The 25,333-nt window shown below is 61.3% G+C and carries 25 protein-coding genes; 20 read left to right on the forward strand and 5 right to left on the reverse strand.

Going from position 1 to position 25,333, the window contains the following annotated elements; translation table 11 throughout:
• Positions 1 to 29: 29 nt before the first annotated feature.
• From PK789_RS00325 to PK789_RS00405, 17 genes are all read left to right on the forward strand, one after another.
• Positions 30 to 2,180 (forward strand): adenosylcobalamin-dependent ribonucleoside-diphosphate reductase, encoded by a 2,151-nt coding sequence (locus tag PK789_RS00325; RefSeq protein ID WP_324306090.1) that lies wholly within the window; start codon positions 30 to 32, stop codon positions 2,178 to 2,180.
• A gap of 101 nt (positions 2,181 to 2,281) precedes the next feature.
• The gene (locus PK789_RS00330) at positions 2,282 to 2,800 is read left to right on the forward strand and encodes a hypothetical protein (protein ID WP_324306092.1); all 519 of its coding nucleotides are present in this window, start codon (positions 2,282 to 2,284) and stop codon (positions 2,798 to 2,800) included.
• Positions 2,801 to 2,892: 92 nt separating this feature from the next.
• On the forward strand, positions 2,893 to 3,675 hold the full coding sequence (locus tag PK789_RS00335; RefSeq protein WP_324306094.1) for a TSCPD domain-containing protein: 783 nt from the start codon (positions 2,893 to 2,895) through the stop codon (positions 3,673 to 3,675).
• 117 nt (positions 3,676 to 3,792) lie between these two features.
• Positions 3,793 to 5,010 carry a type II secretion system protein XpsF gene (gene xpsF / locus PK789_RS00340; RefSeq protein ID WP_324306096.1) on the forward strand — a complete coding sequence of 406 codons (1,218 nt, stop codon included), beginning with the start codon at positions 3,793 to 3,795 and terminating at the stop codon, positions 5,008 to 5,010.
• A 68-nt stretch (positions 5,011 to 5,078) separates the two neighbouring features.
• Positions 5,079 to 5,510, forward strand: coding sequence for a type II secretion system major pseudopilin GspG (gene gspG, locus PK789_RS00345; RefSeq protein ID WP_324306098.1), 432 nt, complete (start codon positions 5,079 to 5,081; stop codon positions 5,508 to 5,510).
• 24 nt (positions 5,511 to 5,534) lie between these two features.
• Entirely contained in the window at positions 5,535 to 6,032 is a 498-nt protein-coding gene (gene xpsH, locus PK789_RS00350) for a type II secretion system protein XpsH (RefSeq protein WP_324306162.1), read from the forward strand.
• The gene (gene xpsI / locus PK789_RS00355) at positions 6,029 to 6,454 is read left to right on the forward strand and encodes a type II secretion system protein XpsI (RefSeq protein ID WP_324306100.1); all 426 of its coding nucleotides are present in this window, start codon (positions 6,029 to 6,031) and stop codon (positions 6,452 to 6,454) included. The genes xpsH and xpsI overlap by 4 nt, the downstream gene beginning before the upstream one ends.
• Positions 6,451 to 7,092 (forward strand): prepilin-type N-terminal cleavage/methylation domain-containing protein, encoded by a 642-nt coding sequence (locus PK789_RS00360; RefSeq protein ID WP_324306102.1) that lies wholly within the window; start codon positions 6,451 to 6,453, stop codon positions 7,090 to 7,092. The genes xpsI and PK789_RS00360 overlap by 4 nt, the downstream gene beginning before the upstream one ends.
• Positions 7,089 to 7,946, forward strand: a complete 858-nt coding sequence (locus tag PK789_RS00365; protein ID WP_324306104.1) for a type II secretion system minor pseudopilin — start codon at positions 7,089 to 7,091, stop codon at positions 7,944 to 7,946. Before PK789_RS00360 ends, PK789_RS00365 begins: the two co-directional genes overlap by 4 nt.
• Complete coding sequence (locus PK789_RS00370) at positions 7,943 to 9,103, forward strand: PilN domain-containing protein (RefSeq protein WP_324306106.1); 1,161 nt, start codon at positions 7,943 to 7,945, stop codon at positions 9,101 to 9,103. The genes PK789_RS00365 and PK789_RS00370 overlap by 4 nt, the downstream gene beginning before the upstream one ends.
• Positions 9,100 to 9,717 (forward strand): type II secretion system protein GspM, encoded by a 618-nt coding sequence (gene gspM / locus PK789_RS00375; RefSeq protein WP_324306108.1) that lies wholly within the window; start codon positions 9,100 to 9,102, stop codon positions 9,715 to 9,717. Before PK789_RS00370 ends, gspM begins: the two co-directional genes overlap by 4 nt.
• On the forward strand, positions 9,707 to 10,495 hold the full coding sequence (locus PK789_RS00380) for a type II secretion system protein, XpsN-like (RefSeq protein ID WP_324306110.1): 789 nt from the start codon (positions 9,707 to 9,709) through the stop codon (positions 10,493 to 10,495). The genes gspM and PK789_RS00380 overlap by 11 nt, the downstream gene beginning before the upstream one ends.
• Before the next feature lie 23 nt (positions 10,496 to 10,518).
• Positions 10,519 to 12,684 (forward strand): type II secretion system secretin GspD, encoded by a 2,166-nt coding sequence (gene gspD, locus PK789_RS00385; protein ID WP_324306164.1) that lies wholly within the window; start codon positions 10,519 to 10,521, stop codon positions 12,682 to 12,684.
• Between the two features lie 32 nt (positions 12,685 to 12,716).
• Positions 12,717 to 13,535 carry a glycosyltransferase gene (locus PK789_RS00390; protein ID WP_324306112.1) on the forward strand — a complete coding sequence of 273 codons (819 nt, stop codon included), beginning with the start codon at positions 12,717 to 12,719 and terminating at the stop codon, positions 13,533 to 13,535.
• Positions 13,532 to 14,386 (forward strand): glycosyltransferase family 2 protein, encoded by an 855-nt coding sequence (locus PK789_RS00395; protein WP_324306113.1) that lies wholly within the window; start codon positions 13,532 to 13,534, stop codon positions 14,384 to 14,386. Before PK789_RS00390 ends, PK789_RS00395 begins: the two co-directional genes overlap by 4 nt.
• An 82-nt stretch (positions 14,387 to 14,468) precedes the next feature.
• Complete coding sequence (locus tag PK789_RS00400) at positions 14,469 to 16,178, forward strand: DUF1800 domain-containing protein (RefSeq protein WP_324306115.1); 1,710 nt, start codon at positions 14,469 to 14,471, stop codon at positions 16,176 to 16,178.
• A gap of 54 nt (positions 16,179 to 16,232) precedes the next feature.
• On the forward strand, positions 16,233 to 17,672 hold the full coding sequence (locus PK789_RS00405; RefSeq protein WP_324306117.1) for a DUF1501 domain-containing protein: 1,440 nt from the start codon (positions 16,233 to 16,235) through the stop codon (positions 17,670 to 17,672).
• A gap of 6 nt (positions 17,673 to 17,678) precedes the next feature.
• Here PK789_RS00405 and pyrF read toward each other — a convergent pair whose 3' ends face one another.
• The 5 genes from pyrF to PK789_RS00430 form a co-directional block, all read right to left on the reverse strand.
• Complete coding sequence (gene pyrF / locus PK789_RS00410) at positions 17,679 to 18,494, reverse strand: orotidine-5'-phosphate decarboxylase (protein WP_324306119.1); 816 nt, start codon at positions 18,492 to 18,494, stop codon at positions 17,679 to 17,681.
• Complete coding sequence (locus PK789_RS00415; protein WP_324306121.1) at positions 18,491 to 18,928, reverse strand: putative toxin-antitoxin system toxin component, PIN family; 438 nt, start codon at positions 18,926 to 18,928, stop codon at positions 18,491 to 18,493. The genes pyrF and PK789_RS00415 overlap by 4 nt, the downstream gene beginning before the upstream one ends.
• The gene (locus PK789_RS00420; protein WP_324306123.1) at positions 18,925 to 19,242 is read right to left on the reverse strand and encodes a hypothetical protein; all 318 of its coding nucleotides are present in this window, start codon (positions 19,240 to 19,242) and stop codon (positions 18,925 to 18,927) included. The genes PK789_RS00415 and PK789_RS00420 overlap by 4 nt, the downstream gene beginning before the upstream one ends.
• A gap of 243 nt (positions 19,243 to 19,485) precedes the next feature.
• Entirely contained in the window at positions 19,486 to 21,150 is a 1,665-nt protein-coding gene (gene ettA / locus PK789_RS00425; RefSeq protein ID WP_324306125.1) for an energy-dependent translational throttle protein EttA, read from the reverse strand.
• A 69-nt stretch (positions 21,151 to 21,219) separates the two neighbouring features.
• Positions 21,220 to 22,251, reverse strand: coding sequence for a YeiH family protein (locus PK789_RS00430; protein WP_324306127.1), 1,032 nt, complete (start codon positions 22,249 to 22,251; stop codon positions 21,220 to 21,222).
• A 124-nt stretch (positions 22,252 to 22,375) separates the two neighbouring features.
• On the opposite strand from PK789_RS00430, the gene glyA reads away from it, so the two are divergent.
• The 3 genes from glyA to ribD are packed head-to-tail and all read left to right on the forward strand — an operon-like array spanning position 22,376 to position 25,263.
• A complete protein-coding gene (gene glyA, locus PK789_RS00435) occupies positions 22,376 to 23,644 on the forward strand; it encodes a serine hydroxymethyltransferase (protein WP_324306129.1) in 1,269 nt (422 codons plus the stop codon).
• A 3-nt stretch (positions 23,645 to 23,647) separates the two neighbouring features.
• On the forward strand, positions 23,648 to 24,166 hold the full coding sequence (nrdR, locus tag PK789_RS00440) for a transcriptional regulator NrdR (protein ID WP_324306131.1): 519 nt from the start codon (positions 23,648 to 23,650) through the stop codon (positions 24,164 to 24,166).
• The gene (gene ribD, locus PK789_RS00445) at positions 24,163 to 25,263 is read left to right on the forward strand and encodes a bifunctional diaminohydroxyphosphoribosylaminopyrimidine deaminase/5-amino-6-(5-phosphoribosylamino)uracil reductase RibD (RefSeq protein WP_324306133.1); all 1,101 of its coding nucleotides are present in this window, start codon (positions 24,163 to 24,165) and stop codon (positions 25,261 to 25,263) included. The genes nrdR and ribD overlap by 4 nt, the downstream gene beginning before the upstream one ends.
• Positions 25,264 to 25,333 lie beyond the last annotated feature (70 nt).

Consider the following 25,333-nt stretch of genomic DNA (forward strand, 5'->3'; position numbering starts at 1 on the left):
ATAGTGGATAGACAGGAGAGTCGAACAGCATGAGTACGGCGAGGTTGGAAGCGGTGAACACGGACGCAAATCAAGAGATCCCGATGCAGCCGGCGTCGGTGGATATCTGGGACAAAAAGTATCGTCTCAAGACCAAGTCCGGGCAGGCGTTGGATGCCGATATCGACGCCACCTACCAGCGCGTGGCCAAGGCGCTGGCACTGGCCGAGCCCACCGTCGAGCTGCAGCATTACTGGCAGGATCGCTTCACTTGGGCGCTGCGTCGTGGCGCGATTCCGGCTGGCCGCATCACCTCCAATGCCGGCGCGCAGGAACACAAGCCGGCCACATCGACCATCAATTGCACCGTCTCCGGCACGATTGAAGATTCGATGGACGGCATCCTCGAAAAAGTGCATGAAGCCGGGCTGACGCTGAAGGCCGGTTGCGGCATTGGCTATGAGTTTTCCACGTTGCGCCCGAAGGGTGCGTTCGTGGCCGGTGCTGGCGCGTATACCTCCGGCCCGCTGTCGTTCATGGATATCTTCGACAAGATGTGCTTCACCGTGTCCAGCGCCGGTGGCCGCCGTGGCGCGCAGATGGGGACGTTCGATGTGTCACATCCGGACGTGAAAGATTTCATCCGCGCCAAGCGCGAAGACGGCCGTCTGCGGCAGTTCAACCTGTCCTTGCTGATCACCGACGGCTTCATGCAGGCGGTGGAAGATGACGCCGACTGGCCGCTGGTGTTTCCGGTGAATAGCAAAGAACGCGGCGAAATCAATCTGGACGATGCCAGTCAAGTGGTCTGGCGCGAATGGTCAGCGCACCGTAACTATGTCGTGCGTGATGATGGCTTGGTGGCTTGCAAGATTTACGGCCACATTCGCGCCCGCCACCTGTGGGACATGATCATGGTCTCCACGTATGACTACGCCGAGCCGGGCTTCATCCTGATCGACAAGGTCAATCAGATGAACAACAACTGGTGGTGCGAGACCATTCGCGCCACCAATCCCTGCGGCGAGCAGCCGTTGCCGCCATATGGCGCGTGCCTGCTGGGCTCGGTCAACTTGACCAAGTTCGTGCGCAATGCCTTCACCGACCAGGCCACGTTTGACTGGGAGGAATACAAGGAAGTGGTGCGCGTGTTCACCCGCATGCTGGACAACGTGGTGGAGGTCAACGGCCTGCCGCTGCGGCAGCAGCGCGATGAAATCTTGCGCAAGCGTCGCCACGGCATGGGCTTTTTGGGGCTGGGCAGCACCATGACCATGCTCAAGATGCAGTACGGCAGCAAGCAGTCCTGCGAATTTACCGAAGCCATCGCCCGCGAAATGGCAGTGGCCGGTTGGGAAACTGGTCTTGCGCTGGCGAAGGAAAAAGGGCCTGCGCCGATCATGGATGAGGTGTTCGACGTCAGCGCAGAAATGCTGCGCAAGCGTCCGGAAATGGGCAAGGACGGTTGGAAAATCGGCCAGAAAATCGAAGGCCGCGTGCTGCACGCCAAGTACAGCCGCTACATGCAGCAAGTGGCCAGCGTGGCACCGGACTTGGTGGATGCATTGGCCGAAGTGGGCTGCCGTTTCACCCACCATAGTTCGATTGCGCCCACCGGCACCATTTCGCTGTCGTTGGCCAATAACGCCAGCAACGGCATCGAGCCCAGCTTTGCTCACCACTACAGCCGTAATGTGATTCGTGAAGGCAAAAAATCCAAAGAAAAAGTCGATGTGTTTTCGTTTGAATTGCTGGCCTATCGCGAGCTGATCAACGCCAAGGCGATGCCCTTTTCCGAAGATGCTACGGCTAAGTTACCGGACTACTTCATCAGTGCTGATGACATCAGTCCGAAAGAACATGTCGATGTGCAGGCAGCGGCACAAAAGTGGGTGGACTCCTCCATCTCCAAAACCGCCAATGTGCCCACCGACTATCCCTACGAAGACTTCAAAGACATCTACCGCTACGCCTACCAGCAAGGTCTCAAGGGCTGCACCACCTTCCGCTTCAATCCTGCGGCTTTCCAAGGCGTGCTGGTGAAGGAAGCCGATCTTGAAAACACCACCTACCGCTTCGAGCTGGAGGATGGGCAAGTGGTGGAAGTGAAAGGCAACGAGCAAATTGAATATGACGGCGAGCTGCACACCGCCGCCAACTTGTTTGATGCGCTGAAAGAAGGCTATTACGGCAAGTTCTGAATCTGCTTAAAGCACTGGCTACAACTCTGTCTAAAGCAGCGGCCACAGGCGTAGCATCGGTTTTGCAACACCCCAACCACCACGCCCCATGAGGAGGGCACATGAGCAATGGAGATGGAGTGACGGCAATGGTGTCGGATGCCGTTGAAACTGCGAAGGAAAAGGCGGCAGAACTTGGCGGTGCAGCCGCCAATACTGCCAGTGCGACCGTGGCCAAGATGAAGAAGGCAGCAAAGTCGGCAGAAAAAACCGTGAAGGCCAAGGTTGCCAACGCCAAGAAAGCAGTGAAAAAGGCAGTGGCAACGACCAAGAAAAAATTGGCCAGTGCCAGCAAAGATGCAAAGAAGGAAGTGGCCAGCCTGAAGAAGAAAGTGGCGGCCAAAAAGCCCGCGGCAAAATCGCCATCTGCGAAGCCTGCGGTGAAAAAAGCCGCAGCCAAGAAGGCGCCAGCCAAAAAAGTTGCAGCCAAAAAAGTCACTGCGAAGAAAGCGCCCGCCAAGTCCGCAGCGACCAAAAAATCCGTTGCCAAGCCGGCAGTGAAAAAAGTGGTCAAAAAAGTAGCCAAGAAAGCAGCCAAGAAGGCAGTCAAGAAGGCAGTCAAGAAGACCGCGAGCAAGTAATTTCGCGTCATCGTGCCCGCCCGGCTTCGCCGGGCGTGGTACCTACACCCGCAACAACGCACACATTTACCGCACACAGCAGAGTCAAGCGCATGACCGTCCGGATCGACAAGAAAATCAAGGGTTACACCGTTCTCACCGCAGACGACAAGGCGAAGCAAAGCGCCCATGCCGAGGCTGTCGCGGCGCAGGTCGATAGCGCTGCGACCGATAACGTCATCCAGATGCACGAGCGCATCGAGCGCCCGGAAGTGCTGATTGGCAGCACCTACAAAATCAAGTCGCCGCTGGTGGAACACGCGATGTATGTGACCATCAACGACATCGTGTTGAATGCCGATACCACGCACGAGCACCGTCGCCCGTTCGAAATTTTCATCAACTGCAAGTCGATGGAGCACTTTCAATGGATCGTGGCGCTGACCCGCATCATGTCGGCGGTGTTCCGCAAGGGTGGTGACGTCACCTTCATCGTCGATGAAATGAAAGCCGTGTTCGACCCGCGCGGTGGCTACTTCAAAGCCGGTGGCGTGTATATGCCGTCACTGGTGGCAGAGTTGGGCAGCATCGTCGAAGACCATCTCAAATCCATTGGCATGTTGCACGATCCGGAGATGAGCGATGCCCAGCGCGCATTGATTGCTGAAAAGCGCCGCGCCTACGAGCAAAATCAAAAAAAAAACACGGAAAACTTGATCGCGGGCAGTGATGTCATCCGCAGTGCGGCCAGTCACCCCGAAGATATCGAAATCACCGGCGACGGTGCCACCTTTCCGCCCAGTGCCACCTTGTGCCACAAGTGCAATACCAAGGCGCTGGTGATTATGGATGGCTGCGCGACATGCTTGAATTGCGGATATAGCAAATGCGGTTGAGGCAGGCGCACTCTTTTGGCTGACTCATCAACGCTTGGGGTGAACCTATCCGTGCGGCAGTGACTGGGCATTGGTAAGCCGGCTATGCTTTGACCTCACCCGTCCCGAGTTTGCTTCATGCCTCTCTACCGCTACAAAGCCCTCAACGCGCGCGGCGAATTGCTGGATGGGCAAATGGAGGCCACCAGCGATGCCGAGGTGGCATCGCGTCTGCAAGAGCAAGGGCACTTGCCGGTGGAGGCCAAATTAGCCAGTGCGGCGGGTGCCGAATCGGTGTGGCGTGGGTTGTTCAAGCCGCAGCTGTTTGCCGGGCAGAAGCTGGTGCAGTTCACCCAGCAATTGGCCACCTTGCTGGGGGCCGGCCAGCCGTTAGACCGCGCGTTGGGCATCTTGCTGGAATTGCCTGAAGACGCGGCAGCCAAGCGCACCATCACCGATATTCGCGATGCCGTGCGCGGTGGGGCGTCGCTGTCGGCGGCGCTGGAACGCCAGCACGGCACGTTTGGGCGGCTGTACGTGAACATGGTGCGTGCCGGTGAGGCTGGCGGCAGTTTGCACGACACCTTGCAGCGTCTGGCCGACTATCTGGAGCGTGCCAGTGCGCTGCGTGGACGGGTGATCAATGCTTTGGTGTATCCGGCCATCTTGTTGTTGATGGTGGGGTTGTCGCTGCTGTTTTTGCTGGGCTATGTGGTGCCGCAGTTTGCTGCGATGTATGAAAGCCTGGATGCCAAATTGCCGTGGTTCTCGCAACTGGTGCTGGGGCTGGGGATGTTTGTGCGGCATTGGTGGATTTTAATTTTGGCGCTGCCCTTGCTGGCGCTGCTGTGGCTGGAGCGCAAACGCCGCGACCCGGCGTTCATGCTGGCGTTTGATCGCTGGTTGTTGCGGCAAAAATTGGCTGGGCCGTTGGTGGCCAAGCTGGATACCGCGCGGCTGGCGCGCACCTTGGGCACCTTGCTGCGCAATGGCGTGCCGCTGCTGGCGGCGCTGGGCATTGCCCGGAATGTGCTGGATAACCGAGTGTTGGCTGCAGATGTGGAAGCGGCGGCTGGTGAGGTGAAAAACGGCATTGGTTTGTCGATGGCATTGAGCAAGGGCAAGCGCTTCCCACGCCTGGCCTTGCAGATGATTCAGGTGGGTGAAGAGTCCGGTGCCTTGGATGCCATGCTGCTGAAAACTGCCGACACTTTTGAGCAGGAAACCTCGGTGGCGATGGATCGCTTGCTGGCGGCACTGGTGCCGGCGGTGACGTTGTTGCTGGCGGTGGTGGTGGGTGTGGTGATCTTGTCGGTGCTGACGCCCATTTACGATCTCACCAATGTGGTGGGGTAAACCCGGCATTTGAGCGACAATTGCGGCGACATCCGTGGTATTTCTTCCTCATTCTGTGGGCTGAGTTCATGCGCAAGCGTCAATTTTCAACATCCCTATCGAAGGCCGCACAGTGCGGATTTTCGCTGATCGAAATCATCGTGGTGGTGGTGCTGATTGGCGGCATCGTGGCGTTTGCCGCCTCACGTATCTTGGGTGGTGGTGATCGCGCCAAGGTCAAATTGACGCAGGCGCAGTTGCAAACCTTGGCCGAGAAAATCGACCAGTACAAAATGGACACCGGCGCACTGCCACCCAGCTTGGATGCGCTGGTCACCGCGCCTAGCGGTACCCAAGGCTGGTTGGGGCCGTATGCCAAGGCCGGTGACTTGAATGACCAATGGATGCACCCGCTGCAATACAAAGTGCCGGGCGAGGGTAAGCCGTTCGAACTGGTCAGCTATGGCGCCGATGGCAAGCCTGGCGGCGAGAGTGTGAACGCCGATATCAAGTCCGAATAAGTCTGCTTGCGCGTACCCACCGTGATGATGCGTCCGCAGCGCCCCGCACTTGGTTTCTCGTTGCTGGAAATGCTACTGGTGCTGGTGTTGATTGCTGCTGCCACCTTGTTGGCGATGGCGGCCTTCAGCGGCGGCTTGCGGGGCATCCAATTGCGTGCGGCGGCCAACGATATGGCCGCACAAATGCGGTTTTCACGCGCAGTGGCGATTGCCAGCGGACAGCCGCAAGACGTGGTGATCGACCCGGTGGCACGTACATGGACAGCGGCCAAGGGCCGGCATGGGCAATTGCCTGCAACGGGTGAAATCGTGTTTACCGGCGCAGGTGCCGCGCAATTGGGCATTGTGAAATCGAGCATCGTGACAGCGGACGACGCCCAGCAAGGAGCGGTGCGGTTTTTTCCGGATGGTGCGGCCACCGGCGGGCGTCTGCGTTTGCAGGCAGGTGGCAGCGGCTGGGATGTCAATGTGCGGTGGTTGACCGGCGAAGTCCGCGTGCAACGTGCGGAGCCTGCACCATGACGCCGCACCGCCACGCTGGCTTTACCCTGATCGAAATTCTGGTCGCGTTTGCCGTGCTGGCGTTGGGCTTGACCTTATTGCTGGGCACCTTGTCCGGGGCTAGCCGGCAACTGCGTCAAGGCGGCGATGCAGGCCGTGCCGCCTTGCTGGCGCAATCGCTATTGGAAGACCGATTGGCACTGTTGCAAGCGCCACTGCAACAACAAGGCCGGCTGGAAAACGGGCGCTACCAATGGCAGCTTGCGGTCACCCCGTGGCAGGATCCGCAGCCGCGCAAGACGCAGACGCCACAGGATCCTTTCGCGGCGCGCCTGTTGCATGTGCAGTTGGATATGCAGTGGGGCGATGCGGGCCCCACGCAGCAATTGCACGTGTCATCGCTGCGTCTGGTGCTGCCCCCCAAACTGGAGGAAGGCAAGTGAGGCGGCAGGCAGGCGGGTTCACCTTGTTGGAAGTCTTGCTAGCCGTGACCCTGCTGGCGGCGGCCTTGGCGCTGGGGTTTGGGGTGGTGCGTGCGGCCGGGGCCACGGTGGCACGCGGCGAGTTGGTGAGCCAGCGCAATGAGCGCATGCGCGCGGTATCGGATTTTTTGCGCCAGCGCATCGGTGGCGCGCAGGGCATCGTGTTTGCGTTCGACCGCCAGAGCGGGCGTTCCCTGCGCTTCGAAGGGACTGCGCAGTCGCTGCGTTTCGTCGCCGACTTGCCTGATTATTTGGGACGCGGCGGCCCGCATCTGCATGTGCTGTCCGTGGGTGATGACGGTACCGGCAAAGGCAAGGCATTGGAGGTGGTGTTTCGGCTGGTGCAGGCCGCCGAGGCGCGTGCACCCACGCGGCCACCCGAGCCCTTGGCCGAAGGACTGACTCGGGTTGAATTTGCCTATCGCTCACTGGATGACAGCGGCAAGCTGGGCGCGTGGCAGGCGCCGTGGGAGAACCCCGAAGCGTTGCCGCTCCAGGTGCGTGTGCGGATTGCCGACGCGCAGGGCGAATGGCCGGATGTGGTGATTTCACTGCCGCAGGCGGGTAGCTATCTGGCGGGCGGGCGGGCCAAATCATGATGCAGATGCGTGCGCGCTCTAGACAGCCAACATCGGCACGCGGTGCGGCCCTGCTGCTGGTGCTATGGCTGGTGCTGCTCTTGGCCGGACTGGTGGCCGGCTATGCACTGACCGCGCGGGTGGAGTCGTTGCAGGGCAATGGCATGGCGCGTAGTTTGCTTGCGCGTGAGGCAGCCCGGGCCGGCGTGGAATACGCCGCTGCACGCATGTTGGAGCAAGACCCCAGCCGACGTTGGGCGGTGGACGGGCGGCAGTACCGGTTCGATTTCGATGGCGTGCCGGTTACCCTCAACGTGCGCGACGAGGCGGGTAAGATCGACCTCAATACCGCATCGCTCGACCTCATCAGCCAACTGTTCCAAACCTTGGGCGAACCGCGCGAAGCGGCCGATCAATTGGCCGGTGCAGTGGTCGATTGGCGCGACCCCGACAACCTGACCCAGCCGGGCGGTGGTGCCGAGGATGCAGACTATCTGGCGGCCGGCTTGACCTGGGGGGCCAAGGACGCACCGTTTGAATCGGTGGCTGAGCTGGAACAAGTCTTGGGCATGCGGCCAGATTTGTTTGCCGCCGCCGCCCCGCACTTGACCGTGTTCACCGGGCAGCCGCTACCGGACGTGAATTTTGCCGATGCCGTGGTGCGCAAAGCGATGGGGGCACCGGAAAAAACCGATCCCATCGACCCAGCCGCGCCCCCGCTGCCGGGCAGCGGCACGTATAGTATTGAAAGCCGTGCCCGGCTCACCAATGGGCGCAGCGTACGACTTTCGGTGGTGCTCAGAATGGGGGGCAGCGGATTGCCAGGTTCGACATACACAACGCTGCACTGGCAGACGGGGGGCGTGGCTCCGTGAGTGCACAGCGCGCAGGGGGGGCATGGCTGACGCAGTCCGGAGTGGGGCTGCGCGGGCTGCTGACATGGTGGGGGCATAGTCTGGCCGCGTGGTTGCCAGCAGGGATGCGCCGGGTCTTGGTGCCGGGCCAGCAACGCCTGTGGTTGCAGCCGCAGGGCGATGCCCTGCATTTGCTGTTACAAGGCGAGGGCGGCCCACGGGAGTTGGCGGCTTTGCCATTGCCATTGCCTGCCGGTAGTGACCCATTGCAGCGGGTATTGCACGAGCCGGCGCGCGATTATCCACGGGGGCTGCTACTGCCCGACCGTGTGGGGCTGCGCCGCAGCTTGGTGCTGCCGGCCGCAGCACGCGAACGCCTGCGTGAAGTGCTGGGGTTTGAGATTGAACGGCAAACCCCATTTGCGACAGCCGATGTGCTGTACGACGGGCGTTTGCTGCATGTGCGTGACGATGGTCAGTTGCAGGTCGAATTGGTGGTTTTGCCGAAGGCGCATTTCGATGCCGCCTGCGTGCGTTTGGGCGGTGCCGCGCAGGCATGGTCTGCGGTCGACCTAAGTGGTGCCGACGGGCAGTTGCTGGGGGTCAACCTGCTGCCGCCTACGCAGCGCAGCCAACAGCACGACAGCTGGCGCTGGTGGAACCTGGGTCTGGCGGTAGTGGCCTTGTTGGCGCTGATGTTGGGCATGGCGCAATTGGTGGACAACCGTCGCGCTGCGGCCATGACCTTGAAGGCGCAAATGCAAGCGCGTGAAACCCAAGCACGAACGATTGCCAGTGAACGCCAACGCTTGCTCGATACCGTGGAAGGCGAAGCCTATCTGCGCGCCCAGCGCAATGACCGGCCACCGGTGGCCGAAGTCATGCAAACCCTGGCACAACGCCTGCCCGACGGCACCTATCTGGAAAAAATGTCGGTGGATGGTGACCAGCTCAGCGTGATTGGCCTGTCCAGCCAAGCTGCGGCCTTGGTCGGCAAATTGGAAGGTGCGCCGCAGTGGAGTGCGCCGGCATTGAGTGGGGCGTTGCAACAAGACCCACGCACGCGCATGGATCGCTTCACCTTGGTCGCGCAATTGTCGGGCAAACCGGGCACCACCACGCCGATCGCATCGGCCACAGCCGCCGCATCGCCGGCAGCAGCGGAGGGGCCACGATGAGTCCTACCAAGACGCCTTCCGCACGTGATCGCTGGCTGGCACTGGCACTGCTGCTGGTGGTATCAGGGCTGCTGTGGCTGCTGCTGTGGCCGCTGTTCGGGCAACCGTTGCAACAGGCCAATGCGGAGCTAGCTGAGCTGCAAACCCGCGATGCACGCCTGCGTAGCGTGCTGGGGCAAAAGACCTTGGTCGAACAGCGTTTGGCTGCATTGGCTGCGCGCGGGGGTGGTTCTGGATTTCTGAGCGAACCCACCGCCGAGTTGGCCACGGCCGGGTTGATTCAGCAGTTGGAACAAGTGGTCAGCGAGGCCAGCCCCGGCAGTCGCGGCTGCGCTTTGGTCAACCGCACGCCCTTGGGTGATGAAGCCCAAAACGGGCGTTATCGCCGGGTCACCGTGCAAGTGCGCCTGCGTTGCGGCAATGCCGAAACCTTGGCGGTACTGCATGCGCTGCAATCGGCGCGCCCCTATTTGTTTATCGACGGTCTGGCCATTACCGCGCAGCGCTATTTCGCGGTGCCGGGCAGCGGCCAACCGCAGGAAGGCGGGCTGGATGTGAATTTCAATCTGTACGGCTATCTGCGTCCGGGCCCGGGAGGTGCACGTGGCCACTGAACAGGCGGGGATGCAGCGTTTTCTGCGCGCCGGGCCGTTGACATGGGTGTTGGCGGCGGTCTGCGCCTGGGCGTTGCTGCTGTGGTTGGGCAGCTTGCTGGGCATGGGCGCGCGTCCGGGCGCGATGCCAGCACTGCCGGCGCAAGCACTGCCATCGCCGGCGGCGGTGGTGCCCGATCGCATTGGGCCATTGGCGCAATATGCCGAAGCGGCGGCACGGCCTTTGTTTACCGAAGACCGCAAGCCGCGCGCGTTTTTGGCCACCGCACCGGAAGACGGCGACGCTGCGGCCAGTAGCAGCATGAATTTCATCCTGACCGGGGTGTTGATCAGCCCCGCTGTGCGTTTGGCGATCCTGCAACCCAATGGCGGCGGGCAGTCCCAGCGTGTGCGCGTGGGCAGCACCCCGGAAGGTGCCGCCGGCTGGCGTCTGCTCGACGTGCAGCCGCGCCGCGCCGTGTTTGAAGGCCCGAGCGGGCAGATGACGCTGGACCTGCGCACTTTTGGTGTGGCGGGTGCACCGGCTGGAGTTGTGAAGGCTGCCACCGAAGCTGCCGCTGCCGCCGAAGCTGCCGCCGCAGGTCCACCGATGCCGCCACCAACGCCGGATGAAGCCAAGCGAATCGAAGAAATCCGCAAGCGCATCGAAGCCCGGCGTGCGCAGTTGCAATCACATAATCCACCGCCGCCACCGGTACCACACGCCAGCAATGCGGCCAGCAATACGACCAGCACAACTGCCAGTTCCCGACCGGGGCTGCAGGAGGTGAAAGAATGATCCAACCCCATGCCATGACCCGGATGTTCCAGCCCATGACTGTGCGCAATGTTTCGATTTCCTTGTTGGCCGGGGCATTGGCCGCCTGCGCCAGCGCCCCGCAACCGTTGGTATCCCGCAATCATCGTGTCGATGCGGATGCAGCGCAGGCCAGCACCGGTGATATTCGCAAGGACGTCTTGCAAGAGCTCGGCAGTGACGGCCCGCAGCCGGTGATACGTCGTGGCAGTGGCGCCACCATCAATCAAAAGGTGGCCAGCGCGCCACCGCCGGCACTGGCCAGCAGCGGGCAGGCCAGCTTCAATTTTGAAGGGGAATCCTTGCAGGCGGTGGTCAAGGCCATTTTGGGCGACATGCTGGGGCAGAGCTACAGCATTGCGCCGGGGGTGCAGGGCACGGTGACCGTGGCCACCCAAAAACCGGTAGGTTCGGCCGGTGCACTCAGTCTGCTGGATCAGGTGTTGGCGCAAAACAACGCACGCATGGTGTATAGCGATGGTCGCTACAACATCGTGCCGGCGGATCAGGCCTTGCAAAACGGGGCGGTGTTGCGCAGCGGTTCGCCGGCGTTGGCGCGGGGGTTTGAATCGCGGGTGGTGCCACTGCACTACGTGTCGGCCACCGAAATGGAAAAAATCCTCAAGCCTTACGCGCGGCAGGGCTCCATCGTCACCGTCGATGGCGCGCGCAACCTGATCACCATTGCCGGCACCCGTTCCGAACTCGAAAACTATCTGCGCACCATTCAAGTGTTTGACGTGGATTGGATGTCCAGCATGTCGGTGGGCGTCTTCCCGCTGCAATCGGGCAAGGCCACCGACGTGGTGCAGGATTTGGAACGCGTGTTTGGCGAACAAGGCAAAACCCCGGTGGCGGGGATGTTCCGCTTCATGCCATTGGAAGCCACCAATTCGGTGATGGTGATTTGCAGCCAGCCCAATTATCTGGACGAAATTCGCCAGTGGATCGACCGCATCGAAGGCGGTAGCGGTGATGGCCGGCTGTTCTCGTATGAATTGAAATACATCAAGGCGCGTGATCTGGCTGACCGCCTGTCCGAAGTGTTTGGCGGTGGCAAGGGCAGCAGCCAAGGCGATGATGCGGGATCGCTGATGCCGGGTGTGCAAGGCGTAGAGCTGCGTGATGGCAGTAATGATGACCGTTCGGGTTTGTCCTCCACCACCAGTGGCAGTGGCGGTTTGGGGCAGGGCGGCAGCTTGCCGCAATCGCGCGGCGGCAATGGCCGGGTGACCTTGAAAGTGGGCGGCGCCGAGGTCGGCGTGTCGGCGGTGGAAGACACCAATTCGCTACTGGTGCGCGCCAGTGCCGCGCAGTGGAAGTCGATACGCGAAGTCATCGAGCGCCTCGATGTGATACCGATGCAGGTGCAAATCGAAGCGCAAGTGGTCAGCGTGGCATTAAAGGGTGATCTGCAATACGGGGTGAGCTGGTATTTTGACCATGCCGTGGGCGACAAAGGCTTGCCGTACCCGACCGGGCGCAAAAGCTGGAGCTCGTATTCCAGCAGCATTGCCAACGTACCCAATGCCGGCAATATGCTGAGCTGGACATTCTTGGGTAGCAGTGCGGCGGCGATCGTCAGTGCGCTGGATTCGGTCACCGATGTGCGCACACTGTCGTCGCCCTCGGTGCTGGCACAAAACAACCGCGAAGCCACCCTCAACGTCGGCCAGAAGATCCCGATCGCCTCGGTCAGCTTCAACCCCAATGGTGGCGGCACCAATGGCACCTACAGTCAGGTGCAATATCTGGATACCGGCATCATCCTCAAGGTGCGCCCGCGCATCACCCGCGACGGCATGGTGTTTTTGGATATCGTGCAGGAAGTCAGCAAGCCCACCGGGATTGCGGATGCCAACGGCAATGTGCGCATCGACACCAATAAAGTCACCACCAGTGCGGTGGCCCCCAGCGGCGACACCATCGTGCTGGCTGGCTTGATTACCGACGGCACCCAGAAAGGGTCAACGGGTGTGCCGGGGCTCAGCCGGATTCCCATTATCGGCGGCTTGTTCGGCCAGCAAGGCAGCAGCAAAACCCGTGATGAGCTGGTGGTGCTGATCACCCCCACGGTGGTGCGTAACCCACTGGAAGCGCGCAACTTGACCGACGAATACGGGCGTCGTTTCCGCGCGCTTGACCCGATCTACAAACCGAAGAAGCAGTGAGTCAGGAAGGCGCGTCCTGGCCAATCGTACTGGTGCCGGTGGGTACCAACGAGGATGCGTTGGATGCGTGTTTGGCGGCCTTGGATGCCAGCACACCCGCCGGCACGCGGGTGTGGTTGGCCGATGATGCACAAGCCGGCCCGCGTGGGTTGGCCATCATCCAGCGCTGGCTGCAAGCAACCCGGTTGCAAGCGGCGCATACCCGCCGCAGCCGGCCCTTGGGTGAAGCTGCACATCTGGCACAAGCCCTGCACGCTTGCGGCGAGACCGATGTGGCGGTGCTGGCCGAGGATGCACGGCCAACCCCCGGCTGGTTGCAACAGTTGCGCAATTGCTTGTTGCACGATGCCCGCAGTGTGACCGCGACCCCGTGGTGCAATGCCGGCGAAACCGCTGCGTGGCCGCGCATCGGTGAAATCACGCCACTGGCATACGCGCCTGCACGCTTGGCCGAGGCCTGCACAGAGGTGCCGCCCGACTATCCCGCGTTACCCGCGGCGGTGGCGCATGCCGTGTTGCTGCGCGGCCACGCGCGGGTGGCCGCAGGGGGCGTGGATGCCACCAGCTTTCAATCGTGGTATGCCGCCTTGATTGATTTGTCGCTGCGCATGGCGGGCCTTGGTGGGCGCAATGTGTTGTGCGATAGCGCGTTTGTGCTGCGCGATGCGGAAAGCGCCCCGCAGCCCGGTGATTTGGATGCGCTGGCGGTCCGTTGGCCGCGCTGGCATGCCGCGCTGGCCGACTGTCTGATGCATGACCCGCTGCAACCACAACGGCAGCGCTTGCAACAGCATTTGGATACGCGACAACGGCTGCCGCCACAGCCGGACCTGTTTGCGACATCGCCATGACCACCCTCGACAGCGCGGCCATCGCCGTTATCGTGGTGGCCTATAACAGCGAAGAAACTTTGGATGCGTGCTTGCAACGCTTACGCGCTGCCGAGGGTGTTGCGCAGATTCGGGTGATCGACAACGCCTCGCGCGATAGCAGCATGGACATCATCCAGCGTCACGCACTGGCCGACCCGCGCCTGCGCTTCATTGCCAACCCCGACAACCCCGGGTTTGCGGTGGCCTGCAACCAAGGTGCAACTGCGAGCGAGGCGGCGTGGTTGGCCTTCGTCAACCCCGACTGTTTTGTGGAAATCGACACGCTGGTGCGGCTGCGCGCGCACGCGCAAGCACACCCTTGTGCCTTGATTGGTGCGGATTTGGTGGATGAAAACGGCCTGCGCGATGCCGCCGCGCGTAGGCGTGACCCCGACTTTACGGCGATGCTGCGTGACCCTTCGCGTTCGCGCTTAGGCCTGCCGTTGGTGCCCACGCAAACCGTGCAAGCGGTGGATGCAGTGTCCGGCGCGTTGCTGTTGCTGTCGCGCGTGCTGTTCGCGCGTATTGACGGTTTTGATGCCGGTTATCGTCTGCATGCCGAAGACTTGGATCTATGCCGGCGCGCGCGCGCGGCAGGTGCTTATGTGGGCTGTGCCAACGATGTGCGCGTGGTGCATGTGCGTGGTGTCTCGTCGCGATCGCGGCCTGTGTTTGTGGAGTGGCACAAGCACCGAGGCCTGTGGCGTTACTTCAGTAAATTTGAAGCGCCGCAACGTGGCGTCTTCACGCGCTTGGCGGTGTTTGCCATGATCGCGGCAAGATGGCCTTTGGCCGTGGCCAAGGCCTGCTGGCGGCGATGGAAAAGTTGATTTAGCTCTGTCAACCTTTGTGAAAATGAGGCGTTAGCGTTTAGCAAGGGTGCTGCCGCAAGGCGCGAACGGGAGACCAGCGATGCACAAGTCCAGAGTCCTGCTTGCAACGGGATTGTTCGTAAGCGTGCTGGCCTTGGCCGGTTGTGGCGGCGGTGGCAGCAGCAATAGTGGTGGTGGCACTCCACCGCCGCCACCGCCACCGCCGCCACCGGCCGCGATCACCGATGCCGACGCCGCGCGGTTTTTGACCCAAGCCACGTTTGGGCCCACCCGTGCCGAGATCGCCAAGGTCAAGCAGTTGGGCTACGCCAAATGGATCGATGCACAACTGGATCCTGCGCAGACGCCGACAACCTTGGTGCTGCCGCATATTCAACAGATTTTGGCCAATGGCTTGGCACAAAACGACTTGAGTCAGGCGCATCGGCGCAATGCATGGCTGTGGTTTGCCGCCACCGCACCCGATCAACTGCGCATGCGTATGGATCTGGCGCTGAGTGAGATTTTTGTGGTGTCCGATCAAGAAAGCGGGCGTGCACAGATCCCGCGTGTGGCCGACTATCAGGACACACTTGCACGAAATGCGTTTGGCAAATATCGCGACGTATTGAAAGCGGTGACCCTGCACCCGGCGATGGGGGTGTATCTGAGTCATGCCGGCAATCGCAAAGCCAGCAATGACGGGAAAATCCAGCCGGATGAAAACTACGCCCGCGAGGTGATGCAGTTATTCAGCATTGGCCTGCTGGAGCGTAACCCCGACTTCAGTCCCAAGCTGGATAACAAGGGGCAGCAAATCCCCACCTATGATCAGTCGGTGATTTCGGCGATGGCGCGGGTGTTCACCGGCTGGACATATGCCGGGCAAAGTGACGCGCAGTTTGGGCGGATCAATACAACCAGTTACGCGCCGATGGAGTGCCATCCTGCCTTTCACGACAGCGCGCCCAAAACAATTTTTCACGGCATTGTTGTGGCCAATGGCAGTGATTGCGCCAAAGACTTGGATCAAACCCTGGATGCACTCAGCAACCATGCCAATGTCGCGCCGTTCATCAGCCGCCAGTTGATCCAGCGGTTTGTCACCAGCAATCCCAGCCCCGCCTACATTGGTCGTATCAGCAAGGTGTGGGCGGACAATCAAGGAAACCTTGGGCAAGTGCTGCGCGCCATTTTGTTGGATGCGGACGCGCGCAACCCACCCGCCGGCAACGATGCCAATTTCGGCAAGCCACGCGAGCCGTTGTTGCGGCTTGCACATCTGTGGCGGTCATACGAGGCCAAGTACGTGCCGCCTGCGGATGGCAGCCTGCGGTTTCGCATTGGTGGCATGGATGATCTGAGCATCCCTATCGCGCAGGACTCACAGCGCGCACCGTCGGTCTTCAACTTCTTTGAACCCGATTATCGTCTGCCCACCAGCGATGGCAGTCAGGGCGTGTATGCCCCCGAATTGCAAATCATCAACGAGTCCACCTTCACCAGTGGGCACAATCAAAGCGATGCGCTGTTGTGGAATTACGCACTCACCGCCGCACCGACCGCAAACACCAAAGCGCCGATCGTGGATATCACCCGCTTGGTGCAATTGGCCGATGCCGGGGATCACGCGGGCATGGTGCAAGACGTGAATCTGCTGCTGTTTGCAGGCGGCATGTCCACCGCCACCAGTACCACCTTGAAGACCATGCTGGACAGACTGCGCAGCGATGGTCGCAACAGTTCCGAACGTGCGCGCTCGTTGTTGCTGGTGGCATTGCTCTCGCCCGAATACGCCATCCAACGCTGATCCACATCCATTGACAGTACCGCCGCAACGCAGCGGCAGACCGGGAGCACACCCATGTCACATTCCACACGCGAAGACCGCCGCCGCTTCTTGCGCGGGCTCAGTGCCGCATTGGCGGGTGGCGCCGCCAGCGCGTTCATTCCGCAATTTGATTTGGTGGGTCGTGCGCTGGCAGCAGAGCCCCCCGTAGGCGAATACCGCGCACTGGTATGCATTTTTCTGTACGGCGGCAATGACTCGTTCAATATGCTGATCCCGCAAGCGCAGGACGAATACAACTTGTATCTGGCCAGCCGTGGTGGCGTGTATGACGCCAACAGCAATCCATACGGGCTGGGCATCGCGCGTGATGCGTTGAGCGTCATCACCGATGGCAGTGGTAAATCCTGGGGCATGCATCCGGCAATGGCCGAGGCCGCGCCGTTGTTCGCCAATGGCGAGCTGGCATTTTTGGCCAATGTGGGCAGCTTGACCCAACCGCTGAGCAAGAGCCAATACGCCACTGACCCGCTACCGCCCTATCTGTTCTCCCACAACGATCAACAACGGCAATGGATGCGTGGGCATTCCACCGGCACCCATGTGGCCAATGGCTGGGGCGGATTATCTGGCGATCTATTGGCCGCACAAAATATTGGCTTGAAAGAACTGCCGCCGACGATTTCGTTGTTTGGCAACAACTTGTATCAAAGTGGCACCGCCGCGTTACCGTATGCACTGGCGGCCAGTGGCCCTGCTGAACTGGCACGCATGAGCAGCACCGGCGGCAATGCCGATGCCATCCGCATGCAGGCGTTAGAAGAGTTGTTGAAGGCCGCACATCCACAGCCAATGGAAGCCCGCTACAGCAAGCTGGGGCGAACCTCGATCGACGTCAATGGCGTGCTGCGGAGCGCCTTGAAGCCGGAAAACAACGGCGACATCGCCACCACCTTTCCGCCAACGTTTCTGGCCGCACAACTGCGCATGATTGCGCGGCTGATCAAAGTCAGTCAGACCGCGTCAATCGGGCACCGGCGGCAAATCTATTTTGCCGGTCTAGGCGGGTTTGATACGCACGACAATCAGATGGATCCCAGCCGGCATGCCGCGCTGCTGGGGCAAATCGCAGGTGCTTTGGCGGCCTTCCGAAATGGCTTGCAAGAAATTGGCATGCTCAACAACGTCACCACGTTCACCATGAGTGATTTTGGCCGCACCTTGAACAGCAATGGCAATGGCACCGACCACGCTTGGGGCGGCGTGCAGCTGGTGATGGGCGGTGCGGCGGCCAATGGTGGCGCGTTGCAGGGGCGCAAGGTGTGGGGCCAATACCCACTGCTGGAGCTCGACGGCGAACAATCGGTGGGCCGTGGCCGGATGATCCCGACCACGTCACTGCAACAATATGGCGCGACTTTCGCCAGCTGGCTGGGTGTGGGCGATGCCAACTTGGCCACCATTTTTCCGGGCATTGGTAATTTCAATGCGCCCAAACTGGGGTTTTTGGGTTAGCCAAATTCAGCGATAACGGTTGATGTTGTCGCGCAACTCACGCGCGGCATCGGCCGCCGCGTCGGCGTAGCCTTCACCGCGCGAGGCATACAGGATCCCGCGCGAAGAATTGATCATCAGCCCGCTGCCGTCGGCGGTTTTACCGTTTTTCACCACCGCTTCCACATCCCCGCCTTGTGCGCCGATACCCGGAATCAGCAGCGGCATCTCACCGACGATGGCGCGGATCACGCGCAGTTCTTCGGGGAAGGTGGCACCCACCACCAGTGCGCAGTTGTCATCGCGGTTCCAGTCTGCGGCAATCGTGCGGGCAATGTGCTGATACAGCGGCGCGCCGCCCACATCCAACTCTTGAAAATCACGCGCACCCGGGTTGGAGGTGTGGCATAAAAACACGCAACCGCGATCGTTGTACTCCAAAAACGGTTGCGCCGAATCCTTGCCCATGTATGGGTTCAGCGTGACCGCATCTGCACCAAAACGCTCGAATGCCTCGCAGGCATATTGCTGCGCGGTGCTGCCGATATCGCCGCGCTTGGCGTCCAGAATCACCGGCACATCCGGGTGCGCGCCGTTGATATGCGCGATCAAGCGTTGCAACGCCGCCTCGCCATGATTGTGCGCGGCGAAATAGGCAATCTGCGGCTTGAACGCACAAGCGTACTCGGCAGTGGCATCCGCAATATCGCGGCAAAAATTGAAAAGCGCGTCGTCGTCAGCAACAAAGTGATCCGGAAATTTTGCCGGATCGGGGTCCAGCCCCACACACACAAGGGAGTTGGCTTGCTGCCAGCGGCTGCGGAGTTTTTGGGTGAAGGTCATGGGGCGGTATTTTCGCGCAGTTGCAGCAAAAAATCCGCAGGCGTAAGAATAGCGAACGGGGTTTGCCCCGCCAATGCCAGCAGATCACGATCCCCACTGACCAGTAAGTTCGCGCGGCCAGCGATGGCCAGTTGCAAAAACGGCAGGTCAAACGGATCGCGGCACTGGGGGGTTGCGGGGGCGGGGTGCGCAATCAAGATGCTGACGGTGTACGGCAGGTAGTCGGCTAGCAGCTCGTGTTGGTCATCGGCGCTTAGGTGAAATTTTGGATAGGCCAAGACGCGTAGCAGTTCTTGCACAGTCGCGGTGCTCACCAAGGGAACAATGCCGCCTTGCTGCCATGCTTGCCGCAGTTTTGCGGCATTCGGGTTTCTAAAGACAAGGGCGGACAGCACCACATTGGTGTCGAGTACCACCCGGATCGCGCGGCTCACGGCTTGCGCTTGCTGGTCTTGGACGATGGCTCGGGCGATTTTTTTGGCAATGCCGCTGCGGGTTTGACGGGGTAGGCCGCTTTGGGTTCAGTCACCCGCCGACGTGCCCATGCCACGGCATCGTCGATATCACCTGCATCCAATGCCAGCTCCGCCAGCTTGGCGCGGACCGCGTCGGCACGCTGGATTCGCACCGGCGTCAGGATGATGACGCCGTCGCGGGTCTGCACGTCGAAATACTCCGTCGCGCCCACCGCCGCCGTTGCAGCCTTGGGCAGCGTGAGCTGGTTCTTGGCGGTGAGTTTGGTGAGCATGATGATCGCCAAAGCAAGGATTCCTTACTTTGGCGATTCCGGTGGGCGCAGTCAAGCCCGGGTGCGTTTCAGTTCAGTTCTTCAAGCGGAGGAAGCCGCTTGACGATCTTCATCGTCTCCACGCTCACGGTGACGATGCGCTTGACCAGATTGAGGATGTAGGCCGGGTCGTCCAGTTTGTGGCCTCCAGAAACGGAAAACGCCGGGAAATCCCGGCGTCTGGTTCCACGTCGTCGCGTTGGATTACTTCAGCGCCTTGAACCGCAAGCGCTTCGGCGCGGCGTCGTCGCCCATGCGGCGCTTCTTGTCTTCCTCGTACTCGCGGTAGTTGCCTTGGAAGAATTCCACGTGCGAGTCGCCTTCGAAGGCGAGGATGTGGGTGGCGATGCGATCGAGGAACCAGCGGTCGTGGGAGATCACGAAGGTGTTGCCGGGGAACTCCAGTAGCGCGTCTTCCAGTGCGCGCAGGGTTTCGATGTCGAGGTCATTCGAGGGTTCGTCGAGCAGCAGCACATTGCCGCCTTGCAGCAGTGTCTTCGCCATATGCAAGCGGCCGCGCTCACCGCCGGACAACGCACCGACCATCTTTTGCTGGTCTTGGCCCTTGAAGTTGAAGCGGCCGATGTAGGCGCGCGACTGAATTTCGACGCCGTTGATGTTGAGGATGTCCAGCCCGCCGGACACTTCTTGGAACACCGTGTGGTTGCCTTCCAGCGCGCCACGGCTTTGATCCACGTAGGCAAGATTGACCGTCGGGCCGACGTTGATCGTGCCGCTGTCGGGTTTTTCCTGTCCGGTGATCATCTTGAACAGGGTGGACTTACCTGCGCCGTTGGGACCGATGATGCCGACGATGGCACCCGGTGGCACGATGAGAGAGAGATTGTCGATCAATAGGCGGTCGCCGAATTTCTTCGACACATTTTTGAATTCGATGACGCTGTTACCGAGGCGCTCGCCCGGTGGGATGAAAATTTCGTTGGTCTCGTTGCGGCGTTGATAATCGACCGACTGCAATTCATCCAAGCGTGCCAAACGCGCCTTACCCTTGCTGCGGCCGCCCTTGGCGTTTTGCCGTGCCCATTCCAATTCTTTCTGGATGGCCTTTTGGCGGGCTTTTTCCTGATTGTCTTCTTGCTTCAGGCGCTCATCTTTTTGTTGCAACCATTCGGTGTAGTTACCCTTCCACGGAATGCCACGGCCGCGATCGAGTTCCAAAATCCATTCGGCGGCGTTGTCGAGGAAGTAGCGATCATGGGTGACCGCCACCACGGTGCCGGTGTAGCGGTGCAGGAATTGTTCCAACCATTCCACCGATTCGGCATCCAAGTGGTTGGTGGGTTCGTCGAGCAGCAACATGTCGGGCTTTTGCAGCAGCAGGCGGCATAGCGCCACGCGGCGTTTTTCGCCACCGGACAGCTTGCCAACAATGGCATCCCACGGCGGCAGGCGCAGCGCGTCGGCGGCCACTTCCAACTGGTTTTCCAAGGTATGCGCATCGCCGGCGGCGAGAATGGCTTCCAGGCGTTCTTGCTCTTTGGCCAGCGCGTCGAAATCGGCACCGTCTTCGGCATACGCGGCATACACCGCATCCAGCGCGGCCTGCGCTTGCAGCACCTCGCCCACGCCTTCTTCCACGGCCTGGCGCACCGTGTGTTCGGGGTTGAGCTCGGGCTCTTGCGCCAGATAACCCACCTTGATGCCGGGTTGCGGGCGTGCCTCGCCTTCAAAATCCTTATCCACCCCGGCCATGATTTTCAGCACGGTGGACTTGCCGGCACCGTTCAAGCCCAGCAGGCCGATTTTGGCCCCCGGGAAGAAACTCAGCGAGATGTCCTTGATGATCTGCCGCTTGGGCGGCACCATCTTGGACACGCGGTTCATGGTGTAGATATATTGCGAGGACATGCAGGCTCCGGGCGTGCGATGGCGGCCTGCACCGGGCAGGGCCGCGAAGAGGGAAGCGGAATCGGTGAATTATAGCGCCTGCACCGCAAGGCTTCCGAGTGCGACCGCCAACCACACCCCAAGCCCCAGCAAAATAGGGCGTGGGCCGGTGGCGCGCATCTGCGCAAGGTTTGCGCTCAGGCCAATGGCGGCCAGTGCCAGCACCATGGCAAGGTCGCTGGCAAGATGCAGGCTTGGCAGGGCGCGGATGGGCACCCACCCGGCGCTGCGCAGCATCGAGGCGGCAATAAACCACACAATGAACCACGGGAAAAACCCGCCCCGCAGCGGTGATGCTGGGCCGGCGGTGGCGTGCGTGCGGGCGCGCAAGGCCAGTGCGCCAGCAAGCAACAGACAGATCGGCACAATCATGCTGGCCCGCGCCAGTTTGACGATCACCGCGTAATCGCCGGCAGCGTGGCCATAGGCATAGCCTGCGGCGACGACGGAAGACGTGTCATTGATGGCGGTGCCCGCCCATAGCCCAAATTGGCTGGCATCCATCCCCAGCATGTGGCCCAAGGGCGGAAAGAACAGCACGGCGAGCAGGTTGAACAGAAAAATCGTGGAGAGCGCAAACGCGGTGTCGTGCTCGTCGGCACGCAGGATGGGGGCCACCGCCGCAATGGCCGAAGCTCCGCAAATGGCCGTGCCCACACCCACCAAGACTGCCAGTTTTCCGGGTATCTGCAGCCAGCGGTGCAACAGCCACGTGGCGATGCCGGCCAGTGCCAGCGTGGCCAAGGTGACATGCAGCGAGGCTTGGCCCACGCGCGCCACGTCGTGCAGATTCAGGCCAAAGCCCAGCAGCACGATGGCGGCCTGCAAGACGTATTTGCCGGTAAATTCAATTCCCGGCTGGTAGCGTGCGGGCGGCGTCCATGCGCTGCGCAAGACCACCCCCAGCACAATGGCCAAGACTGCGCCGCCCACCAGCGGCAATGCCATGCCGCCGAGCCACGCCAAGAGTGCAGGCACACAGGCCAACAGCAGGCCGGGCCATAGACCTGAAACAGAGGACACACGCAGCATGGTGGGGGTTTCTGAATCCGAAGCCGTCATTTTTGCAGGTTTTGGGCGGCGGCATGATGATTTTGCATATCGATATGCCATTAGGTTGGCGGCATCCTCGGTGTCGCCGCCCTCGGGCTACAATCGCAATCCCCCCAACCCCCCGGAGTCCCCCATGTTCTCCCGTGCCGACACGCTTGCCACTTTTGATCCTGAACTGGCCAAGGCCATTACCGATGAAGACCGTCGCCAGGAGGATCACGTCGAGCTGATCGCCTCTGAGAACTACGCCAGCCCACGGGTGATGGAGGCCCAAGGCAGCCAGCTCACCAATAAATATGCGGAAGGCTATCCGGGCAAGCGTTATTACGGCGGTTGCGAATATGTCGATGTGGCCGAGCAGCTGGCGATCGACCGCTTGAAGCAATTGTTCCAAGCCGACTACGCCAATGTGCAGCCGCACAGCGGCTCGCAGGCCAACCAGGCGGTGTATTTCGCGCTGCTGCAACCGGGCGACACCATCCTGGGCATGTCGCTGGCACATGGCGGCCACTTGACCCATGGGGCCAAGGTCAATGCCTCGGGCAAGCTGTTCAATGCGGTGCAATACGGCGTCAACGATGCTGGCCTGATTGATTACGACGAAGTCGAGCGGCTGGCGCTGGAACACAAGCCGAAGATGGTGGTGGCTGGGTTCTCGGCGTATTCGCAAGTGGTCGATTGGGCGCGCTTCCGCGCCATCGCCGACAAGGTGGGTGCGTATCTGTTCGTGGACATGGCGCACGTGGCCGGGCTGATCGCCGCCGGTGTGTACCCCAGCCCGGTGCCGCATGCACATGTTGTCACCTCGACCACCCACAAGACCCTGCGCGGCCCGCGTGGCGGCATCATCATCGCCAGCCGCGCCGCGATGGGCGATGCGGCCGACGAAATCGAAAAGAAGCTGCAATCCATCGTCTTTCCCGGCATTCAGGGTGGCCCGCTGATGCACGTGATCGCGGCCAAGGCGGTGGCGTTCAAGGAAGCGCTGGATCCGTCCTTCAAGACCTATCAGCAGCAAGTGGTGAAGAACGCGCAGGCGATGGCGAAGGTCATCATTGCGCGTGGCTACAAGATCGTTTCCGGCGGCACCGAAAATCATCTGATGCTGGTCGACATGATTGGCAAGGACGTGTCCGGCAAGCAGGCCGAGGAGGCGCTGGGCAAGGCCCACATCACCGTCAATAAAAACTCGGTGCCCAACGACCCGCGCAAGCCCTTCGTCACCTCGGGCCTGCGCATCGGCACCCCGGCGGTCACCACCCGTGGCTACAAGGAAGCCGACTGCGTGGCGTTGGCCGAGTGGATTTGCGATGTGCTGGACAACCCCACCGACGACAACGTGATCGCCGGCGTGCGTGGCAATGTTGAACTGCAGTGCAAGCAGTTCCCGGTGTACGGCTAAGCCTTGCACTGCCCGTTCTGCCAGCACAGTGATACCCGCGTGATTGATTCGCGGGTGTCCGAAGACGGCGCGACGATTCGCCGCAGGCGCGGTTGCGAGGCCTGTGGCGAGCGTTTTTCCACTTTGGAAATGATCGAACTGAAATTGCCGGCCATCATCAAATCCGATGGTCGGCGCGAAGCCTTCGATGCGCGCAAACTACGGGTGGGGTTCGACCGTGCGCTGCAAAAGCGGGCGGTATCGGAAGAAAAAATTGAGGCGGCAGTGCGCGCAGTGGTGCATCAACTGCGCATGACCGCCGAGCGCGAAATTGATTCGCGCCGGGTTGGCGGCTTTGTGATGGATGAGCTGCGCAAGCTCGATCATGTGGGTTATGTGCGGTTTGCGTCGGTGTACCGCAGCTTTGAAGACGTGGCCGACTTCCGCGAAGAACTCGACCGGCTGGAACGCGAATTGCCGGGTGAGGGGCAATTGCCATTGCTGGGTGGGGTCGCCGACGGCGGGAAAGGGAAAAAACGATGAGTGCTTTTTCCGCCACCGATCACGCACTGATGGCGCGCGCGCTGCGCTTGGCCGAACGCGGCCTCTACACCACGCGGCCCAACCCGATGGTGGGCTGCGTGATCGCGCAAGGCGATGCCGTGGTGGGCGAGGGCTGGCACCAGCGCAAGGGTGGGCCGCATGCGGAAGTGTTTGCATTGCAAGCGGCAGGCGCGCAAGCGCGCGGTGCAACGGCATATGTGACGCTGGAGCCGTGCGCGCATCACGGCAGCACGCCGCCGTGCGCAGACGCCTTGATCGCCGCCGGTGTCGGCCGTGTGGTGGCGGCGATGCGCGATCCGTTTCCGCAAGTGGATGGGGCTGGTTTCGAGAAGCTCAGCGCGGCGGGGATTGCGGTTGAATTCGGCCTGATGGAAGCGCAGGCGCGTGAACTCAATCGCGGCTTTCTGACCCGAATGGAGCGCGGGAGGCCGTGGTTGCGGGTGAAGTTGGCCACCAGTTTGGATGGCCGTACCGCGATGGCCTCGGGGGATTCCAAATGGATCAGTGGCGAGGCCTCGCGCCGCGATGTGCAGCGTTGGCGCGCACGCAGCGGTGCGCTGGTCACCGGCGCGGGCACCGTGCTGGCCGATGACCCGCATCTCACCGTGCGCTTGGAAGACGGCAGCGATTTCATCCCGCCACTGCGGGTGGTGTTAGACCCCGGCCTTGCCACGGTGACGCGCGGGCATGTCCGCGAAGGCGCTGCGCCCACGCTCTACATCCACGCCCCCGATGCCAAATTGCCGCGCGGCATTGAAATCGACCACGTCGCCGTGCCGGTGCAAGGCACCCGTTTTGATCTGGATGCCGTGTTGCGCCTGCTGGCTGCACGCGGCATCAATGAAGTGCAGCTGGAAGCCGGCGCCACCTTGGCCGGCGCGTTCTTGTCGGCAGGCCTGGTGGATGAGCTGTTGCTGTATGTCGCCCCCGTCGTGTTGGGCGAGCAAGCGCGGCCATTGTTTGATGGCCTGCATATCGATGCAATGACGCAGCGGATGCAGATGCACCGTGTCGATAGCGCCATTGTCGGCGAAGATTTTCGCTTATTGCTCAGGCCATCGGCGGCGTTGCCCTGAGCCGCGACGGTTCTGCGTGGTTTCACGGCTGGCCCACGTGGCCCACGTGAGGACAATGCCGCACTTCCGT

Origin of the sequence: Thermomonas sp. (assembly GCF_035369645.1) — a bacterium.
Taxonomy (GTDB): Bacteria; Pseudomonadota; Gammaproteobacteria; order Xanthomonadales; family Xanthomonadaceae; genus Thermomonas.

What these genes read in the sequence shown, in the direction of transcription:
- gspG (WP_324306098.1), top strand. Translation starts at nt 5,079, where the DNA reads ATGCGCAAGCGTCAATTTTCAACATCCCTATCGAAGGCCGCACAGTGC.
- PK789_RS00325 (WP_324306090.1), top strand. Translation starts at nt 30, where the DNA reads ATGAGTACGGCGAGGTTGGAAGCGGTGAACACGGACGCAAATCAAGAG.
- gspD (WP_324306164.1), top strand. Translation starts at nt 10,519, where the DNA reads ATGTTCCAGCCCATGACTGTGCGCAATGTTTCGATTTCCTTGTTGGCC.
- PK789_RS00405 (WP_324306117.1), top strand. Translation starts at nt 16,233, where the DNA reads ATGTCACATTCCACACGCGAAGACCGCCGCCGCTTCTTGCGCGGGCTC.
- xpsI (WP_324306100.1), top strand. Translation starts at nt 6,029, where the DNA reads ATGACGCCGCACCGCCACGCTGGCTTTACCCTGATCGAAATTCTGGTC.
- PK789_RS00335 (WP_324306094.1), top strand. Translation starts at nt 2,893, where the DNA reads ATGACCGTCCGGATCGACAAGAAAATCAAGGGTTACACCGTTCTCACC.
- PK789_RS00420 (WP_324306123.1), bottom strand. Translation starts at nt 19,242, where the DNA reads ATGCTCACCAAACTCACCGCCAAGAACCAGCTCACGCTGCCCAAGGCT.
- ribD (WP_324306133.1), top strand. Translation starts at nt 24,163, where the DNA reads ATGAGTGCTTTTTCCGCCACCGATCACGCACTGATGGCGCGCGCGCTG.
- pyrF (WP_324306119.1), bottom strand. Translation starts at nt 18,494, where the DNA reads ATGACCTTCACCCAAAAACTCCGCAGCCGCTGGCAGCAAGCCAACTCC.
- gspM (WP_324306108.1), top strand. Translation starts at nt 9,100, where the DNA reads ATGAGTCCTACCAAGACGCCTTCCGCACGTGATCGCTGGCTGGCACTG.
- ettA (WP_324306125.1), bottom strand. Translation starts at nt 21,150, where the DNA reads ATGTCCTCGCAATATATCTACACCATGAACCGCGTGTCCAAGATGGTG.
- PK789_RS00430 (WP_324306127.1), bottom strand. Translation starts at nt 22,251, where the DNA reads ATGACGGCTTCGGATTCAGAAACCCCCACCATGCTGCGTGTGTCCTCT.
- PK789_RS00400 (WP_324306115.1), top strand. Translation starts at nt 14,469, where the DNA reads ATGCACAAGTCCAGAGTCCTGCTTGCAACGGGATTGTTCGTAAGCGTG.
- PK789_RS00330 (WP_324306092.1), top strand. Translation starts at nt 2,282, where the DNA reads ATGAGCAATGGAGATGGAGTGACGGCAATGGTGTCGGATGCCGTTGAA.
- PK789_RS00365 (WP_324306104.1), top strand. Translation starts at nt 7,089, where the DNA reads ATGATGCAGATGCGTGCGCGCTCTAGACAGCCAACATCGGCACGCGGT.
- glyA (WP_324306129.1), top strand. Translation starts at nt 22,376, where the DNA reads ATGTTCTCCCGTGCCGACACGCTTGCCACTTTTGATCCTGAACTGGCC.
- PK789_RS00395 (WP_324306113.1), top strand. Translation starts at nt 13,532, where the DNA reads ATGACCACCCTCGACAGCGCGGCCATCGCCGTTATCGTGGTGGCCTAT.
- xpsF (WP_324306096.1), top strand. Translation starts at nt 3,793, where the DNA reads ATGCCTCTCTACCGCTACAAAGCCCTCAACGCGCGCGGCGAATTGCTG.
- xpsH (WP_324306162.1), top strand. Translation starts at nt 5,535, where the DNA reads ATGATGCGTCCGCAGCGCCCCGCACTTGGTTTCTCGTTGCTGGAAATG.